At 70.3% G+C, this 13577-nt stretch carries 11 protein-coding genes; 6 read left to right on the top strand and 5 right to left on the bottom strand.

What is annotated here, in order from left to right:
• Nucleotides 1-240 precede the first annotated feature (240 nt).
• Entirely contained in the window at nucleotides 241-2976 is a 2736-nt protein-coding gene (locus tag AB0O53_RS01285; RefSeq protein WP_365192577.1) for a PKD domain-containing protein, read from the bottom strand.
• A 424-nt stretch (nucleotides 2977-3400) separates the two neighbouring features.
• A complete protein-coding gene (locus AB0O53_RS01290) occupies nucleotides 3401-4114 on the bottom strand; it encodes a TetR/AcrR family transcriptional regulator (protein ID WP_365192579.1) in 714 nt (237 codons plus the stop codon).
• 320 nt (nucleotides 4115-4434) lie between these two features.
• On the opposite strand from AB0O53_RS01290, the gene AB0O53_RS01295 reads away from it, so the two are divergent.
• The 5 genes from AB0O53_RS01295 to AB0O53_RS01315 all read left to right on the top strand — a co-directional run bounded on the left by AB0O53_RS01295 (nucleotide 4435) and on the right by AB0O53_RS01315 (nucleotide 8211).
• Nucleotides 4435-4608 (top strand): hypothetical protein, encoded by a 174-nt coding sequence (locus AB0O53_RS01295; RefSeq protein WP_350988689.1) that lies wholly within the window; start codon nucleotides 4435-4437, stop codon nucleotides 4606-4608.
• Nucleotides 4609-4711: 103 nt separating this feature from the next.
• Nucleotides 4712-5242: a MauE/DoxX family redox-associated membrane protein gene (locus AB0O53_RS01300; RefSeq protein ID WP_350988691.1), complete on the top strand. Its 531-nt coding sequence runs from the start codon at nucleotides 4712-4714 to the stop codon at nucleotides 5240-5242.
• A 12-nt stretch (nucleotides 5243-5254) separates the two neighbouring features.
• Nucleotides 5255-5845: a TlpA family protein disulfide reductase gene (locus AB0O53_RS01305; RefSeq protein WP_365192582.1), complete on the top strand. Its 591-nt coding sequence runs from the start codon at nucleotides 5255-5257 to the stop codon at nucleotides 5843-5845.
• A 6-nt stretch (nucleotides 5846-5851) separates the two neighbouring features.
• A complete protein-coding gene (locus tag AB0O53_RS01310) occupies nucleotides 5852-7729 on the top strand; it encodes an ABC transporter ATP-binding protein (RefSeq protein ID WP_365192584.1) in 1878 nt (625 codons plus the stop codon).
• Nucleotides 7726-8211 carry a S26 family signal peptidase gene (locus tag AB0O53_RS01315; protein ID WP_350988697.1) on the top strand — a complete coding sequence of 162 codons (486 nt, stop codon included), beginning with the start codon at nucleotides 7726-7728 and terminating at the stop codon, nucleotides 8209-8211. The genes AB0O53_RS01310 and AB0O53_RS01315 overlap by 4 nt, the downstream gene beginning before the upstream one ends.
• Before the next feature lie 6 nt (nucleotides 8212-8217).
• Here the strand turns inward: AB0O53_RS01315 and AB0O53_RS01320 are convergent, their stop codons facing one another.
• The 3 genes from AB0O53_RS01320 to modA all read right to left on the bottom strand — a co-directional run bounded on the left by AB0O53_RS01320 (nucleotide 8218) and on the right by modA (nucleotide 12688).
• Nucleotides 8218-9012, bottom strand: a complete 795-nt coding sequence (locus AB0O53_RS01320) for an AfsR/SARP family transcriptional regulator (protein ID WP_350988699.1) — start codon at nucleotides 9010-9012, stop codon at nucleotides 8218-8220.
• Between the two features lie 938 nt (nucleotides 9013-9950).
• Complete coding sequence (locus AB0O53_RS01325) at nucleotides 9951-11876, bottom strand: ABC transporter permease (RefSeq protein WP_365192586.1); 1926 nt, start codon at nucleotides 11874-11876, stop codon at nucleotides 9951-9953.
• Nucleotides 11873-12688: a molybdate ABC transporter substrate-binding protein gene (gene modA / locus AB0O53_RS01330; protein ID WP_365192588.1), complete on the bottom strand. Its 816-nt coding sequence runs from the start codon at nucleotides 12686-12688 to the stop codon at nucleotides 11873-11875. Before modA ends, AB0O53_RS01325 begins: the two co-directional genes overlap by 4 nt.
• A gap of 366 nt (nucleotides 12689-13054) precedes the next feature.
• On the opposite strand from modA, the gene AB0O53_RS01335 reads away from it, so the two are divergent.
• Nucleotides 13055-13474: a TOBE domain-containing protein gene (locus tag AB0O53_RS01335; protein ID WP_350988705.1), complete on the top strand. Its 420-nt coding sequence runs from the start codon at nucleotides 13055-13057 to the stop codon at nucleotides 13472-13474.
• The last annotated feature ends 103 nt before the right edge of the window (nucleotides 13475-13577 follow it).

Consider the following 13577-nt stretch of genomic DNA (forward strand, 5'->3'; position numbering starts at 1 on the left):
TCGGCTTCACCGGCTCCGCAGGCCGCCTCCCTCACCCCGTCGTTCGATTGCCGGACGGCAGGACAGCCGGGCCGTGCCAGTACTGCGGCTGCTGGTCGGGGCGGGAATCCAGATGCGCACCGTGGGCGGTCGGCCGGCAGGAGTTCGAGGGTGCGGAAGGTTGTCCCGGCCATGGGGGAGCCCCGGCCTGTGTCGCTTCGCGCGGTGGCCGGGGCTCCGGGTGGTAGTGCTGTCGGACCGTCAGTTCTGGGTGAAGTAGCCGAGGAGGTCGGTGATGACGTGGTTGCTGCCGCCCCAGCTGTTCCAGATCGCGATGCGGCCGCCCGCGACGGGCGTGGTGACGTGGTTGGCGATGGTGACGCCCGGCCGGGTGCTGAGGCTGCTGGCTCCGGGGCGTGCCGTGCCGTCGGCGTACGCGGTGAGGAAGCCGGGGCCGGTGGTGTCGGTGGCGGTGATGTTCACGGCGGCGCCGAGGGCGTTCGCGGGGATGCCGGCGACGGTGGTGGCGGCGCCGGGGGCGATCTTGCCGGTGGTGCGGGTGTCGGCGAGGCGGGTCGGCACGACCGGGGTGAAGAGGCCCTTGGCGTCCTTCGCGTAGTAGCCGACGGCGTCGAGGATCAGGTCGGTGTCACCGGCGTTGTTGTAGAGGGTGATGGTCCCGTTCGGGCCGACGGGGACGATGGCCTGGTTCGACTTGTCGACGCCGGGCTCGGGGTTGAGGTTCGACGTCGCGGTGCGCTTGGAGGGGTCCGGGTAGGCGATGACGTGGGTGTTCTGGGTGGTGCCGGTGCTGGTGAGGTTGAACGCGACGGCTGTGGCGTCCGCCGGGATGCCGGCCACGCCCGCGACCTTCACCGTACGGGTCTGGCCGCCACCGAGCTTCCCGCCGGCGGTACGGGTGTCCAGGACGCGGGCCGGGGTCTGCGGCGTGAACCGAAGGCCGATGTTGGGCTGGTAGTAGGCGACGAAGTCGACGATGAGGGCCGCTTTGCCCGAGTTGAGCTGGGCGAGGAGCTTCCCGTCGGCGCCGACGGGCACGGTGATGGTGTTGGAGGCGGTGCCGCCGGCCTTGATGTTGACGTTGGACGTGATCGGGCGGGGCTGGCCGGAGGGCCAGACGCTGAGGTGGGCGTCCTGGGTGGCGTCGGTGACGGTCACGTTGAGGACGGCCGCGGCCATGCTGCCCGACAGCGGGTGCTTGGGGTCCGTGGTGCCCACGGGCAGGATGACCGAAGTCGGGTTGCCGGCTTGGAGGGAGCCGCCCTGGCGGGTGTCGAGCACGCGGAACGGCTCGACCGCCGTGTAGCCGGAGGGGGCGTACTCGGCGCGGACGTCGCGGGTCACCGTGCTCACGGCGCCCTTCTTGTCCCTGAGAGTGAACGTCACCTTGTAGTCGCCGGGCCGGGCGTAGGTGTGGGTGTAGGCGCTATCCATGTGGTCGCCGTGGGCGTACGTGCCGTCGCCGAAGTCCACGTCGACGCGCTGTACGGGCCAGGGTGCCGCGGTGGCGGGCCGGGGGTCGAACTCGTAGGTCAGCGGGCGCGTGTAGCCGATCGGGTTGTCGGAGTCCGGCAGGACCGCGCGGGTGGTGAAGCCCGCGGTCAGCGGGCCGGTCGCCGTCACCTTGGTGGTGGCCTCCGCGGTGGCCGTCACGCCGACGCCGGTGGCCGCGGTGACCTTGACGGTGCACTCGCAGGGCTTCGCGTAGACGTGCGTGGCGGTGCGGTCCTTGGTGATGACCGGGTCCGATCCGTCACCGAAGTCGTAGGTGTAGGTCAGCCCGCCCCATCTGCTGTCGGTGCCGACCTTGGCCGTGACCGTGGTGCCGACCGGGGCCCAGTTCTCCTCGATCTCGACGGAGGCACGGGACAGCCAGTCCTGGGTCTCGCGGTTGCCGCGGTCGATGTACCCGCCGTCCTTGCCGGTGTTGGGCTGGCGCGGGTCGTCGGCGGTCGGGAAGCCGCGCTCGTCGGTGGGCAGGACACCCGGAGCCGTCGGGTCCCCTGAGTCGATGATGGGCGAGCCGTCGTTCCCGTCGACCACCAGCATCGGGGACGGGACCAGAAGGTCGTGCTCACCCTGGCCGGTCGCCGCCTTGAGCGCGGCGGCGGTCTCGTAGACGGCGCCGGCCCACTTGTAGGCCGTCAGCCAGCTGGTCTCGCCATCGACCAGCAGGTTGTAGTCGGCGCGGGTTCCGGATGCCGCGGTCGGTGCCACCTCGATGCCGGCGGCCGGCGCGCCGTCCGGGCACCCGGCTGCGGTCCTGTACGCGTAGACCACATTGTTGAACAGGGCGGATCCGGTCGAGGTCCCGATGACCGAGGCGGCTGCGAAGCAGTCGTTGACCAGCCTGTTGTTGGTGATGACGGTGCCGGGCGCGTCCTGCGCGGTGACCGGTGGTGCGTCATATCCCACGAGCTCGTTGCGGCCGAGCAGCGTGCGCTGGGAGCCGCCCTCGATCCGGACGTCGCTCGCGCGGCTGCGGGTGAGGCGTACGTCCGTGCTCGCCCCGCCGATGATGACGCCGGGCACGCTGCCGTCGGTAGTTCGCAGCCGGTCCAGCTCGATGTCGGCGGACCCGGAGACCCTGACGGTGGCGGGCTGGAGACCGCGGACCACCAGGTGCGAGGCACCGGTGATGGTGAGCGACGTGACGGAGATCGCGGGCATGCGGTCGGCGAGCTCGGCGTCGAAGACGATCGGCTTGCCCGGAGTGCCGGAGCGGTCGAGATTCAGGGCCTCGGGGTAGACACCCATCCCGATCTTGACCGTCTGTCCCGGCCCGGCGACCTTGGCCGCCGCCGAGATCGTGCAGTACGGAACCGCCTGCGAACCCGGGCCGGAGTCAGCGCAGTTCGACCCTTCCCGGCTGCTCACGTAGAGGGCGGACGGGGTCTCGGCGGCGGTGGCGGCCGGTGTCCCGAGAAGGGTGACGAGACCTGCGGTGAGCAGGACGGTCGCACGAGTGGGGCGCAACAGAGGGCATCCTTCGAACAGAGAATGACGTGGGTCTACTGGGTTCTACTGGGGTCAACGTGGAGACGTGGACGTGGACTTGGACGTGATCGTGTCGGTCACCTGCCGACTGCGGTTGCCCGGCCACGGCCCGTCCCGCCTCGGTGCGTCTCTCGGCGGTACGGCCGCCGTACCGTTTCACCGCTTCCGGGCCAGGCTTGAGTCTTTGCGGCTCGGTACTGTCAGAACCCCATTTCGCGCACACTGTACTCAGAGGGGAACATCGTGCGCAACTGATTACACGTCGCCCGCGCCGCCGATGCACGTCACCTGATCGGACAGTGGCCACACACCCGGTCGCATCGCGGAACCCGACCTCGGCCCATCAAGCTTGCCTCAGCGTTCTCCGGGGTCAATCCGTAGGAGTGCGCATCGATTCGGACCGTCAAGCCTGAGGCCTGAGGCGGGTGGAGAGTCCGTCGAGGACGATACCGAGCCCGGAGGCGAAGTGTTCGTCGCGGACGGCCGCAGGGTCCTGGACGAAGCGCAGGTCCTCGCTGCCGACACCAGGCTCGGGCCGAAGGGTTTGCGCAAGGAACTCCGCCTCGGACTGACCGGAACGCGCCACCGTGCTCAGCCAGGCGGACTCGGTGGTACTCATGCCAATGGCGTACGAGTACAGGGCGTTGATCGCGCTGGGCGGGTCGGGGTATCCGGCAGCGGCAAGCAGGGCGGTCAGTTGCGCGGTGAGGGCCGACAGGTTCGGCCCCAGGTACGCCATGCCCGCACGCCCCAGTTCTGCGCACAGCCACGGGTGGCGCAGAGCGGTGGCGCGGAATGCGTCGGCGAACGCGGTGACGTCCGACCGCCAGTCGTCGGGGGAGCCGCCCTGCGGTACCAGGACTTCCCCGAGGACCTCGTCCACGGCCAGCTCCAGCAGCTCGTCCCTGTTCGTCACATGCCGGTAGAACGAGGTGGCGCCGGCGTTCAGCCGGGCGCCGAGCTTGCGCATGGTCAGGGCCTCCGAACCAGCCTCGTCCAGCACCGCGATCGCCTCGCGGACGATCACGTCCCGGCTGAGTGCGGGCCGGAGCCGATGAGCGGGCGTGGGGCGCACCCACACGGACGGCACGAAGGCTGCGTTCGCCTTTTCGGTCACGAAATCCTCCTGGATGCGCACGACGTTCACCGAGAGAGTACAGCGCTCCCTGATGTGCACAGTGTCCCCCCGCACTGCACGGGAACCCCGTCCGGCGCCCCCTGAACGGCGGGCGGAAGCCCCCGTCCTGCACGGCAGAGGGGATGCCGATCCTTTGCGAGGCGTCCTCGCGCTCTCCGCCGCGCTCTGCGCCGCCCGGTACGAGCGGGCCGGGGGCGGACCGGTGACATGTGGACGACAGATCCCTGACATGGCCGTTTGAAAGCCTTCAGAAGTCGAGGCGGGGGACCCCCTCGCCGCGGATCAACGAGGAGCACAACATGAAGAGCATCGTCCGCCGTTTCGCCTCCAAGGCCGTCGGCGCCGTGCTGCCGCAGACCACCGCTGCGGCCGGCTGCGCCAAGGAGTGCTGGAAGGACTACAAGAAGAGCGGTGGCCAGGTCTACGGCATCACCTGCTGCATCTGGGAGGACTGCCGGGCGCGCTGCGCCTAGAACGGTCGGGGCCGACAAGCCCTCAGACCGTTCCCACCATTGAGTCTCCGGCTGCCGTGTCCGACAGCGGTGCGGCAGCCGGAGCCCGGACCCGGGCGGAACCATGACCAGTGCACTCGTATTCGGCCAGACAGCGCTCGCGGCGGTCTTCCTCATCTCGGCACTGCCAAAGGTGCGCCGGTTCGCCGCCTTCAGGTCTCACGTGCGTGCCACCGTACCTGTGCTGACCGGCAAACCGGGGGTGGTGGCCATCGGCGCCGTGGCAGCCGAACTGCTCACGGCGGCGGCCCTCTTGTATCCGGGTTCCGCCGGGTGGGGTTCCGCCATGGCCCTCGTCATGCTCATCACTTTCACCGCGTACCTCGCGCGGCTGATCGCCGGCGGCAGCTCGGCGGCCTGTGGTTGCGCCGGGAGCGGCGGACAGGCCGCCTCGTGGAGGCACCTGCTGCGCAACGCCATCCTGCTCGTTCTGGCGGCCGTTCTCCTCATCGTCCTGGCGGCCGGCGGCAGCGGGGCGCCACAGGTCATCCAGTACGTGGTGCTCGCCGCCCCCGCCGCGGCCACGGGTGCCGTTCTGCTGTACCTCCCTGAAGTCCTGCTGTTCTTCCGGTCTCCTCTGAGTCCGCGTTCCTGAAAGGTGCGTCCTGTGCTGACCTCTTTGTCCGTGCTTGCGCTGCTACTCGCCTCGGCGAGCTGCGCGTTGTCCCTGGCGGTGGCTCTGAGGGTGAAGAAGCTCCTGGACCCGATGGTCCAGGAGGGATTGTTGAGCCGGAGGCGGCCGGACACGGTGCCCGTCGGCGCCGTGATCGGAATGCGGCGGTCGCTGAGCGACCTGGATGGTGAGCGCGTGGAACTGCCGGCCGGCACTGACGGTTCCTGGCTGGTCAGTTTCCAGGCGGTCGGGTGTGCCGGCTGCAAGGAACAGCTGCCCGACTACCGCCGCTACCTGCAGGACCTGGGCCTGCCGCGGGACCGGGTGCTCGCGGTGATCCACGGTGACATGGCCGAGGCCGACCTGTACCGCCGGGAACTGGGTGACCTGGCCACCCTCGTGTCGGCAGACGGGCCTGGGCCCGGCGCCGACCTCGTCGCGGAGCTCGGTGTGAGCATCTTCCCCACGTATCTGGTCGTTTCTGCGGAGGGAACGGTGGTGCGTTCAGAGGTCAGCTCCGCCCGCCTGCGTCAGGCGGGCTCGCTTCAGGCCTCCCGCACGGCGCCCGCCCCCGTCGGCGGCTGAGTCCACATGTTCCGTCCGCACTCCGAAGCGGAGCACAGCGCCGGCACGCCGACCGGCCACGCCCCGGGATCCGGCCGTGCCCTCATGGCGGCGTTCGGGCTCGCCTTCGCGGCCGCGCCTGTGCTCGTTGCCCTGCACGTCGTCCTCGTGCTCCTGGTCAGTACCTTTCCCGTGGCTGTCGGCTGGGCGACGAAGTTGACCCTGGACGCGGTCACGGAGGGCGATGGCTTTGCTGCCGCCGCGGTGCCCGTCGCGTGCCTGGCTGTGGCAGGCATCGCACAGGCGGCTGCCCCGCACGCCCTCGCCTACCTCCGCGCCGAGCTCGACCGGTCCATCGGCATGCTCGCCCAGAACCGCCTGTTCCGCGCCGTGGGCACCATCGTCGGCCTCGGCCCCTTCGAGAACCCGGCCTTCCTCGACCGCCTCCGGCTGGCCAAGCAATCAGGGCGCCACGCTCCAGGCGCCGCCACTGACGGACTCCTCGGTGCGGTCGGCGCGCTGGTCACCCTGGTGGGCTTCATGGCCTCGCTGACCGTCGTCGCCCCCGCCATGACGGCGTTCGTTGCCCTCTTCAGTGTTCCCGTATTGGTGGCGGAGGTACTGCTTGCACGCCGCCGTGCCCGCGCCCTGTGGACCATCGGCCCGGCCGAACGGCGGGAACTGTTCTACGACCAACTACTGACCAGCGTGGCCGCAGCCAAGGAGATCCGCCTCCTGGGCATCGCCGGCCACTTCCTCGGCCGGATGCAGTGTGAGCGGAGGGCCGCCGACACCGTCATCCGGCGGGAGGACCGGCGGGAGGTGTTCGCCCAGTCCGCTCTTGCCGTCCTCGCCGCGTGCGTCGCAGCTGCCGGCCTGCTGTGGGCTGTGAGCTCCGCGGTCGCCGGAACGCTCTCCGCCGGAGACGTAGCGATCTTCGTAGCGGCTGTGGCAGGCGTCCAGAGTGCCTCCGCGCTCCTGGCGGCCGAAACGGGCCGGACTCACCAGGCACTGGAGCTCTTCGAGCACTACCGGGCAGTCACCGCGGCCGAACCGGATCTGCCTGCGCCTGCCACTCCCCGGATGCTGCCCGGTCTTTCGCGGGGCATCGAGTTCAGTGATGTCTCCTTCCGGTACGGGCCCGAGCATCCGTGGGTGCTGCGGCATGTCAGCTTCACCATCCCCTTCGGTCAGGCCGTGGCCCTCGTGGGGCTCAACGGCGCGGGGAAGTCGACGCTGGTGAAGCTGCTCTGCCGGTTCTACGACCCGACCGAAGGACAGATCCTCTGGGACGGAGTCGATATCCGGGAGGTGGACCCCGCGGCCCTACGGGACCGACTGGGAGCAGTCTTCCAAGACTTCATGCACTACGACCTGCCCGCCCGTGAAGCGATCGCGCTCGGCGACCTGTCCGCCGTGGACGACCTTCCAAGAATCGAGGAGGCCGCCCGCAGGGCCGGCGTGCACCGAACGCTCAGTGAACTCCCCCACGGCTATGAAACGCTGCTTTCCCGCACCTTTTTCGCAGGCCAGGACCTCGGCGAGGCGGATACCGAAGCAGGGGTCATGCTCTCGGGCGGCCAGAGCCAACGCCTGGCGCTCGCACGGGCCTTCCTGCGTGCCGACCGCGACCTCCTCATACTGGACGAGCCGTCGGCAGGACTCGACGCCGAAGCCGAGTACGAGATCCACACCGCTCTCACCCGGCTGCGCGGCGGCCGGACCAGCGTACTGATATCACACCGCCTGGGGTCCGTCAGGGAAGCCGACCACATCGTGGTCATGGCCGACGGAAGCGTTGCCGAGCAGGGCCGTCACCTCGATCTCATGGCCAAAGACGGTGTCTACGCACGCCTCTTCACCCTTCAGGCATCCGGATACCGTCAGGAGGAACTGCCCGTATGACGGCCCTCGGCACCACCCTCGCATGCGCGGTGACGGCATGTGCCGCCGCCGGCGCCGTGGCCGGCCTGCGCCGGCTGCGGCGGACACTCGTCGTGGTGACCGTCCACGGGCTGAGCATGCAGCCCGCCTACCAGCCCGGTGAACGGGTACTGGTGCGGCGCGGCCGGGTGCCCGGGCGCGGAGGCATCGTCGTCGTGGAACGCCCGGCCGCCGGCGAGCCGCACTGGGCCCGCACGGCCGCCGGGTTGGGCAGTCCGGCCGAAGGAGCCGACGGCCGGACCTGGCTGATCAAACGAGTGGCGGCCGTGCCGGGTGACGTCGTGCCGTCACCCGGCGGGACACCCGACGCCGGCACGACGTCACGCGTACCGAAGGACTCCCTCTACCTGCTCGGTGACCACGCTCGAGTCAGCTTCGACTCCCGGCAGTGCGGGTTCTTCCCCTACGAACGAGTGCTCGGCAGCGTCTTGCGCAAGCTATGACCCGGGTCAAGGCAGGACGCTGTGGATCACCGCGCTGAGGGCGGGATCGCGGCGCAGCACCAGATCGTGGAGATCGCGCAGGCCGACTCCGGGTTCCTGCCCGAGCTGATCGATGAGCGTCGCGCGGACGAGGCGGTACCGGTCGAGCGCGTCGCCCTGTCTGCCCGACAGGTAGAGCGCCCGGACCAGGGCATCGGCCACGGCCTCGTCCAGCGGGTGCCGGTCGGCGAGTTCCAGCAGAGCGGGCAGGACCTCGGCGGCTCTGCCCGACGCAATGGCCAGCCTCGCGTGCTGGAGACGAGTCGCCAGGAGTTCCAGCTCCAAGGACCAGCGGACACGGTCGGCCCACGAGGAGTTCAGGTCGGCCAGCGGTACACCGTCGGCGAATGCGAGCGCCCGTTCGAACAGTCGATAGGCCTCCTCCTGCCGACCCGCGTACTGTGCCGACCGGCCGGCACGTACAAGCTGCCGCATGCCGTGCAGGTCCACGTGCCCGGGCTCGGTGACGAGCATGTATCCGCCGTTTCGGCGCACAACCTCACAGGCCGGGGACTGCCGTTCCCGCACGCTGGTCCCCATCAGGCGGCGCAGGCGGCACGCCGACGTGTAGAGGGCTGCGCGAGGGTCCTTCGGGAGCTCCTCACCCCAGATCTGTGTGGCCGCGTCCTCGTCCGGGATGAAGGAGTTGGGCTGCCAGGCGAGAAGAGCCAGCAGGTGGCGCATCTTGGTGGAGGGGAGCAGGCGCAGTATTCCCGGCTTCCCCGCCGAGACCCGAACCGGCCCCAGGAGCTGGACGTGCAAGGTGTACCCCCATTTTTATGCGGTGGAGCTGTGATGGTGCGGGCGGAGAGAGGTCTGTAGCCGAGAACGAATGGTCAGTACCGTCCACGTACTCCGTCCGCTGCCGCCGTGCTGAAACACGCTGTGTGATCCACCGTGCCGACCCGGCGGCAGCTGCAGACTCGCTCCGCCAAGGCCCCCACTGTGAAGCGAACCCTGGACCGGCCCGCTGCCCCGTGATCACGGAGCGCACACCGTACGTACAGGCGAACGCCGTTCGCAACGTCGAATCGGAGGTTCCGGCCCGTCAAACAGGACCCAGCGGCGAGCCGCTTCTTTCCATGCGGGTACCCAGGTTCACGTCGGAGAAGGACGCCCGGCAGCCGACTGCCACGAACGGGCCCGCGCCTGACGGACGGCTGCGGCGGACCGCTTCTTTCTCCGCCGGCCTTGAGATTCTCCTGGACAGGGCCGGCAGCCCGGCCGGCCCGCGCCAAGGCTGTGCAAGTCCTCTGAAAGATCGATGACAGGAGACCCCACGGCCGTACCGAGGCCGGGGAACCGGCGTGGCGCTCGGACGGCCTTCCATCCGGACGGGGTGATCCACAGGTGGGCCTCTGTCAGCGGCTGACTGCCTGGTCACGGAGGAAGCGCCGCTCCTTGTGGCGGCGCACCACCTGCCACCGCTTCGCGGCGTACGACAGGTCCTCCCGGCAGGCGTCGAGGAATGCGCCCTGGGCCGCGACGACCGCCTCCGCCTGCCACTGGGAGCGGGCACCGTCCCTCTCGTTGAGCCCCGGGTCGCTGGTCGCGGCGACTGCAGCGCGGGAACTTCCGTTTCGTGGACAGGTCGGCGGCCTGCGCAAGTGTCTTGGCCGATCACCGGCCGGTTGCGTTGAGCCGGTCAACGCACGGCAGGGCTGCTGTCGTGACGCCGGACCCGGGGTCGGGTTGTTGGTTCAGAGGGTGACCAGGGTGATCTCGGTGGCCTTCACGCTGCACCACACGTGGGTTCCGTCGGCGAGGCCGAGTTCGGCGGCGGCGTGGGGGGTGATTTCGGCGACGACGTCGGCGATCTCGGGGGAGGTGACCAGTATCCGCAGCCGGCTGCCGGAGGCTGTGATCTCGCGGACGGTGCCGGGCCACACGTTGCGCGGACTGCCCGCCGGCTTCTGCCGGTGCAGGGCGACGGCTTCCGGGGCGACGATGGCGAGTGCCTCGGTGCCTTCGGCGACCGGATCGGCGACGACCACGGCGCCGCCGGCGGCGAGTTTGACGCCGTCGGTGGTGGTGGTGCCGGGCCAGGCGTTGCGGCCCAGCATGCGGGCCACCCAGGGCGAGCGCGGATTGCGGGTGACTTCGGTGGGCGGCGCGTCCTGGAGGGCGTGCCCGTGGGCGAGGACGAGGACGCGGTCGGCGAGGGAGACGGCTTCGACGGGGTCGTGGGTGACGATCAGGCACACCCCGCCGAAGGACGCGAGGTGGGTGCGCAGGGCGTGGCGCACGCGGGCGCGGGTGGTCTGGTCGAGGGCGGCCAGGGGTTCGTCGAGGAGGAGCAGCCGCGGTCGGGCGGCGAGGGCGCGGGCGAGGGCGACGCGTTGGGCTTGGCCGCCGGAGAGCTGGGCGGGTTTGCGTTCTGCGAGGTGGCCGACACCGAGCCGGTCCAGCCACACCCGCGCCTGGGTCTGCGCATCGGCCCGTTTGACGCCCTGGGCGCGTAGTCCGTAGGCGGTGTTGGCCAGGGCGGTCAGGTGGGGGAACAGGGCTCCGTTCTGCGGGACCCAGGCGACCTGGCGTCGGTGCACGGGCAGGGTGGTCACCTCCGTCCCGCCGAGCCGGAGTTCGGCGTGGGCGCGCGGGGTGAGGCCGAGCAGGGCGCGCAGCAGGGTGGTCTTCCCGGCGCCGTTCTCACCCACGACGGCGATGGTGGTGCCGGGTTCGGCGGCCAGGGTCAGCTGGTTGAAGCCGGTGACCTTGGCGTGCAGGGCCCAGCGGCCGTCCGGCGCGGGCAGGACTCCCGCGGCCGGTTCGGGGGTGTCGGCGACGGGGTCCTCGGTCGGCGCGCTGTAGTGGGCTTCGCGCACCGCGTGCCCGGACGTCCAGCGCCCCCGCAGTGCGATGAGGACGACCATGGCGATCGCGAGGAGGAGCAGGGACAGGGAGGTCGCCGCCTCGGGGGAGTCCTGGAGCAGCAGGTAGACCTGCAGGGGAAGGGTCTGGGTGACGCCGGGAAGGTTCCCGGCGAAGGTGATCGTCGCGCCGAACTCGCCCAGCGCCCGTGCCCACGTCAGCGCGGCCCCGGCGATCAGACCGGGTGCCACCATCGGCACGGTGACGGTGAAGAACACCCGCAGCGGGGACGCTCCGAGCGAGGCGGCGGTCTCCTCATAGCCCGGCGGCAGCCCACCGAGCGCGCCTTCGAGGCTGATGACGAGGAACGGCATCGCGACGAACGTGGCCGCGACCACGGCGCCGGAGGTGTGGAACGGCAGGGTGACTCCGAACGCCGAGTACAGGAAGGGTCCCAGCAGGCCGCGTCGGCCGAAGCCGAGCAGCAGCGCGACACCGCCGACGGTGGGCGGCAGCACCATCGGCAGCAGGACCAGCGACCGTACGAGGGTCTTGCCGGGGAACTCGACCCGGGCCAGCAGCCACGCCAGCGGCACTCCCAGCACCAGCGAGATCCCGAGCGCCCAGAAGGAGACGACGACGGAGAGTTTGAGGGCCTCGATGGAGCCGGGGGTGGTCAGGTGCGCGCCGAGCTCGCTCCACTGCGTCCGGGCGAGGATCCCCACGAGCGGGATCATCAGGAACGCGACCGCCAGCAGGGCGGGCGCGGCCAGCGCGAGGGGCGGGCGGGGCCCGGCGCCGCGGTGGGCCCTCATGGTTGCTGGAAGCCGGCCTGCCGGAGGATCTGCTGGGCCTCGGGGGCGGAGAGCCAGGTGACGAAGGCGTTGGCCGCGGTCTGGTTCTGGCTGTCCTTGAGGGGGGCGGCGGGGTAGGAGGCGATGGCGTTCTGGTCGTCGGGGATGCCGACGGCCGTCACCTTGTCCCCGGCGGCGGTGGTGTCGGTCTGGTAGACGATGCCGGCGTCGGCCTCGCCGAGTTCGACCTTGGACAGCACGGCTCGGACGTTGGGTTCCTGCGAGACCGGCTTGACGGTGACGCCGGCCTTGTCGAGGGCTTCCTGGCTGTAGCGCCCGACCGGTACTTCGGGTGCGGCGAGGACGACTTTCAGCTTGGGGTCGGCCAGGTCCTTCAGGGATCCGATCTTGTGGGGGTTTCCGGGGGTGGTGGCGATCACGAGCCGGTTCTTCGCGATCACCACCGGATCGTTCGTCTCCGCCCCCAGGCCGTCCATGGTCCTGGTGTCGGCCGTGACCAGGACGTCGGCGGGGGCTCCCTGACGGACCTGGGAGGCCAGTTCCTGGGAGCCGGCGAAGGAGAAGGTGACCTTGGTGCCGGGGTTGGCCTTCTCGTAGGCGGCGCCCGCGGTCTTGAAGACGTCGGTGAGGGAGGCGGCGGCGAGCACGGTCAGGTTCGCCGGCGGCACCCCCGACCCGGATGCCGACGGGGGCGCGGACGTCGAGCCGTCGTCGTTTCCGCACGCGGCCAGGACCGGGGCGAGCAGCGCGACGCCGATCAGACCCGTGAGGCTCCGGCGGCGTCGCGGCGTTGTGCTGAGAAGGAAGGCCATGGCGAAAAGTTTTCTCCCCGTCGGGATATCGGCGGTCGGCGCAAATGCAGTTCGGAACCGCGCGGCGATTGATGATTTGCTGCCACTGAACCATCGGAGGTGCCGCATCTGCACAACATGAGACGCCCGGGACCAGCAGGTGCTTGCGTGGCATGATCAGGGTCGAAAGGCCAGGTCGGAGTGGGTTTTAGTCCTGGGGAAGTGGGGTCCTTGGACCCGGCTGGAATCCGCCAGGCGGTTGCGGCCATTCGGTTGGCGAATGCGACGGGGGCACCTCGAATGGGTTTTCTCGTCCGGTACTGTCGACCATGACGCAGGTCACACCCGTGGCTGTTGTTTCGTTTCTGAATTTGTGAGGCGTTTTTCATGACCCTGTCCATCCGTAACCAGATCGCCGGCACCGTCACCTCCGTCACGGCCGGTGAGGCCATGGCCTCGGTGAAGGTGCGTTTGGAGGGCGGTCAGGACATCACCGCCGCGATCACCGCGGATGCGGCCAAGGAGCTGGGTCTCGCCGAGGGCTCCGCGGTCACGGCGCTGGTGAAGGCCACCGAGGTCTCCCTCGCCACCGCCGCGGTCTCCGGCGTCTCGATCCGCAACCAGATCCCCGGCACCGTCGTCGACGTCGCCTCCGGTCCGGCGATGGCCTCGGTGAAGGTCGACGTGGCCGGCGGAGGCCTGACCGCTGCGATCACCGCGGACGCCGCCAAGGACCTCGGCCTGGTCTCCGGCAGCTCCGTCGTCGCGCTGATCAAGGCGACCGAGATCTCCCTCTCCGCCGCCTGATCCACGCACCCTCCGGCCCGTGCGGCCGTCGAGGTTCCTCGGGCCCCGCACCGACCCCTTCCGGTGCGGGGCCCGCCCCGTGCCCGGGAAAGCGACGCCTCGG

Origin of the sequence: Streptomyces erythrochromogenes (assembly GCF_040684695.1) — a bacterium.
Taxonomy (GTDB): Bacteria; Actinomycetota; Actinomycetes; order Streptomycetales; family Streptomycetaceae; genus Streptomyces; species Streptomyces erythrochromogenes_C.

Coding starts and splice junctions, on each gene's coding strand:
- AB0O53_RS01325 (WP_365192586.1), bottom strand. CDS start 11,876: ATGAGGGCCCACCGCGGCGCCGGGCCCCGCCCGCCCCTCGCGCTGGCC.
- AB0O53_RS01315 (WP_350988697.1), top strand. CDS start 7,726: ATGACGGCCCTCGGCACCACCCTCGCATGCGCGGTGACGGCATGTGCC.
- AB0O53_RS01300 (WP_350988691.1), top strand. CDS start 4,712: ATGACCAGTGCACTCGTATTCGGCCAGACAGCGCTCGCGGCGGTCTTC.
- modA (WP_365192588.1), bottom strand. CDS start 12,688: ATGGCCTTCCTTCTCAGCACAACGCCGCGACGCCGCCGGAGCCTCACG.
- AB0O53_RS01310 (WP_365192584.1), top strand. CDS start 5,852: ATGTTCCGTCCGCACTCCGAAGCGGAGCACAGCGCCGGCACGCCGACC.
- AB0O53_RS01335 (WP_350988705.1), top strand. CDS start 13,055: ATGACCCTGTCCATCCGTAACCAGATCGCCGGCACCGTCACCTCCGTC.
- AB0O53_RS01295 (WP_350988689.1), top strand. CDS start 4,435: ATGAAGAGCATCGTCCGCCGTTTCGCCTCCAAGGCCGTCGGCGCCGTG.